Raw genomic sequence first — 3,529 nt, 5'->3', positions numbered from 1 at the left:
GGAAGCGGGAGGGGAGCCTGTGGAAGCGGGAGGGGGAGCCTGTCAAATGCTGCGGGCGCGGCGTCGGGCGGTCCGCTCGTGAGCGCTGTCGCGGAAGCGCGATGCGCGGCCTTGCCGCAGAGGCCGCCGCGACGTGAAGCCGACGGAAAGTTTTCTCGGATTCCCGCAGAGCGCAGAGCGCCTTCTCGCGAAAAACTCGATGTGAAACTTGGAGGCCTGGGAGGGCAGGTGCGCTCCTGCGCCATCAATGCGGGGAGTCGAGTAGAGGCGACCTCAGCTCTCGCGCCTAAACGCAGACCGCGCGCGGACGCGATGCGCACAGCGCTCCGCGCGCTCTTTTCGGTTCTGCCTCTCGCGCGGATCCGAGCGTTCCCTCTGGCTTTTGCGACCTCAAGTTTACTCGACCAGATTTCGGTCCCTCATCTTGCCGATCCAAGCCGCGTCGCGACAGTGCTCTCCGCTTTTGCCGCCTTTTGCTATTTGGCCGTTCCTCCGGCGGTTGCGAGCGTTCTCCCCCTGTCTTTTTCGACTTCGAGGCCGGTTAGATTTCGGTCTTTCATCTTGCAAATCCAGGGCCGCATCGCATGCGGCGCTCTCCGCGCGTTCTTGTGCGAGTTTCGCAGTTTTCGCCCGCTCCTTCCAAGGGCGCTCCGCGCGCTGACGCGCACACGGCGCGCGTATGTCGAGGACCGCCGTCTCGGCCGCGTCCGGGCTTTTGTCTCTTGCTGGTTCTTTTGCTCGCGTATGCAATACGCGGCATACCGCGCGCGTCAAGGTCGCGCGCCGTCGCCCGACGCGCGCTCGGGCTCTCGATTTCTGTACGAGCGCTGCCGCGGACCCCTCGCGGCTCAGGACCCTTCGCGGCTCAGGGCGCCTCGTCCCACTGCGGCTCCAGCTCCGCGGCGTGCACGGGCCACTCCACGGCCCGCTCCGCCGGGCTCAGAGCCGCGGCCAGGCGCCGGGCGCGCTCCTCAGCGGCCTCACCGTGCCACGAAGCCCGCCACCACGCTCAGCCAATCGGGGAGGACTCCGGAGCGAGCAGCCAGACGCAGCGTGCGCGCGGCCAAGGCGCCGTGGTACTCCGCCGCGCACGTGGCTGCCGCATTGCCGCGCCCTGGAATTATGCCAGCTCCGGGCGCACGCGCCCCGCGGCTCAGCAGGCGGATCGCGGAGGACGTGAGCTCGCGCCCGTGCTGAGCTCCGAAGGCGTCCTTCTCGACGATCCTTTCCAACGCAGTCTTGCCGTCGAGGTCTTGCTGGTCCAGTACCACCCCGCAGTCCAGCATGGCGGCCAGGTCCTGCGGCGACCGGCCGCACTCGACGGCGAGCACAAGCAGGGGCTTGCCGCGCCGCACCGGCAGCAAGAGCTCCTCCTGGTGCTCGCGCAGGACCGCGATGAGCTCGTGCATCTCGGCGCGCAGCACCGCTCGCTCCAGCTGACAAGGCGGCGGCTGCGGCGCCTCGCGCCAGCTGGGCGCCCGTTGCGCTGCAGGCCGTGTGGGCGGCGGAGAGGCGAAGCGCGACATGTCGGGGGATCAAGGTTGCTGAGCCCTCGGCTGCGCTTCGGGTGCGCGTGTCACATGCTGCTCCCGTGCGCGCGCATTGGGGGAGTCCCGTTTTTCCCACGACGGAACCCCGAAGAATCTTTTTCTTGCAGAAATGTCTGAGGCCCTGTCTGTTCCCTGCTTGTCCCGCGGGCCCGTTTTTTCTTGACGTAATCTCGAGGCGATGCCTGTGAGACCTGGCAGGAGCCCCGCTCGAGTCAACTAGGGCTGTCCGCAGCCTTTGCGCTCCATTGCCGACCGCCTTGGCCGCGTCGTTGGCGGCTAGCAGCGGAGTGGGCTGCCTCGCGCCCGTTGGTTTTGCCTTGGTCGTCGGAGGCAGCTGGAGCTTGCGCCGTCCAAGTCGCTGCCGAGCCTGATCCCAGCGCGCTTTTCCCTGCGCGAGCGTCTCGCCCAGGGCATCCGCCACGAGCTGGAAGGCAAACATGGCCAAATGGAGACTTGAGCCCTGTGCGCGCTGTTCTCTTTTCCCGCCCGCGTCCCGCGCGGCCACCCCGCGCTTCCATTTCCTCGACGATGCTCTGAAAATCCTTCTTTCCCCACGAGCGCAAAGGTTTTTTTTCGCAACGCGTGCGCTTTCTGTTGCGCGCGGCTCCCCCGACGCAGCCCTGGCCTCTCACTCGCCCCGAGCCCAAAACTGGGCGCAGACCCACTGGGCCCCAGAGCTGCGGTAGTAGGTCGAGCTCTTGTCCAGCAGCTCCCGCGCGCGGCGCGTCCACGGCATGCACGACCCCACGTGCGGCGGCGTCGTTGCTCACGGGAGCAAGCGGACCATGAGGCCCACGGCAGGTAAATGCTCTTTTTTGGCCTCAGAGCGATGATTCTCCCGTCCACGCGTCCGACATCCCCGGAGTCGTCGCCTACGCGGCGTCACGGCTCTCCCGTGAACTTCCCGAGAAGGTCAACCTGGCTTGATTCTCGTCCACGCCCTTGCGCTTGTCGTGAAGCTGCTGGTGCAGGCGTTGCAGGAGGGGCCCGTCGTGCTCCACGTACAGATTCCAAGCGCCGGCTTCGTTCTTGTGCGTCCGCGGCTTCGCGTGCCGTCCAGCCTCCACCTCCACTTTGAACATTTTCGCGAGTACCGAAGAACAGCGGGAGGGCGTTTTGCACTCGCAATGCGTGCCGATCCACTTCTCGAAGCGCACGATGGGCGTCCGGCGGCTCTCGCCGAGCATGTCAGCGGCCGCCTCCTGCGAAATGCGGCCCTTGGCCGCTCTGTCGCGGATGTCCGCGCGGCGCTCCTCCGCTGCCACCTCGGAGTCGTGGACGTGTTGCCGCGCGCGCCGCTCTCGAAGAGCCTCGGCGTCCTCTTGCATTTGCTGCCGCTCGGCCTGGATGCGAGCGCGCTCCGCCTGGATGCGAGCGCGCTCCGCCTGCGCCTGGTCGCGCTCTGCGTGGAGCTTCTTGATGTTTGCTTCCTTTTCTGCGTGGAGCTTCTCGATGTTTGCTTCCTTTCGAGCGCGGAGCTCCTCGATATTAGCACTCGTCTCGGCCTCGTATTTCTCAATATCTGCGACCTTCTGGCGCTTTGCGATCTCACGCTGCTCCTGAGAAGACTCCCTCAATTGACGCACGAGTGCAACCTTGGCAAGACGCCTTTCCGCGACCTGAGGAGTCACGTCGTCGTCTTCCACACAGGTACGAATGACGGCCTCCAGATCCAACGGAGTACTCTTGGCGGGCCGCGGAGGTCTCTCCTGCAGCCCCAGCACAAACGCGCGCGCCTCCCCAGAACTGCTCGCGGCGTTGGCATCCAGAGTATCATGGAGCGTCTGATCGCCAACCAAGACGCGCCCCAGTATCGTCAGAGCTTGGTCGCACAGGTCCTCAGCATCCCAGCGCGTTTTCCCCTGCGCGAGAGTCTCGCCCAGGGAATCCGCCATGACAAAATGGAGACTTGAGCCCTGGGCGCGCCGGTGTTCTCTTTTCCTGCCCGCGTCCCACGCGGCCACCCCGCGCTTCCATTT

The 3,529-nt window shown here is 66.1% G+C and carries 2 protein-coding genes; both read right to left on the bottom strand.

The features are described from left to right. Window positions 1–980: 980 nt before the first annotated feature. The gene (locus EB084_21870; GenBank protein ID NDD30913.1) at window positions 981–1,424 is read right to left on the bottom strand and encodes a hypothetical protein; all 444 of its coding nucleotides are present in this window, start codon (window positions 1,422–1,424) and stop codon (window positions 981–983) included. Window positions 1,425–2,422: 998 nt separating this feature from the next. Further along, the coding region (locus EB084_21865) for a hypothetical protein (GenBank protein ID NDD30912.1) at window positions 2,423–3,529 on the bottom strand (1,107 nt) is incomplete at its 5' end.

Source organism: Pseudomonadota bacterium (assembly GCA_010028905.1).
Lineage (GTDB): Bacteria > Vulcanimicrobiota > Xenobia > RGZZ01 > RGZZ01 > RGZZ01.
This window is presented reverse-complemented; position numbering and strand designations above follow the sequence as displayed.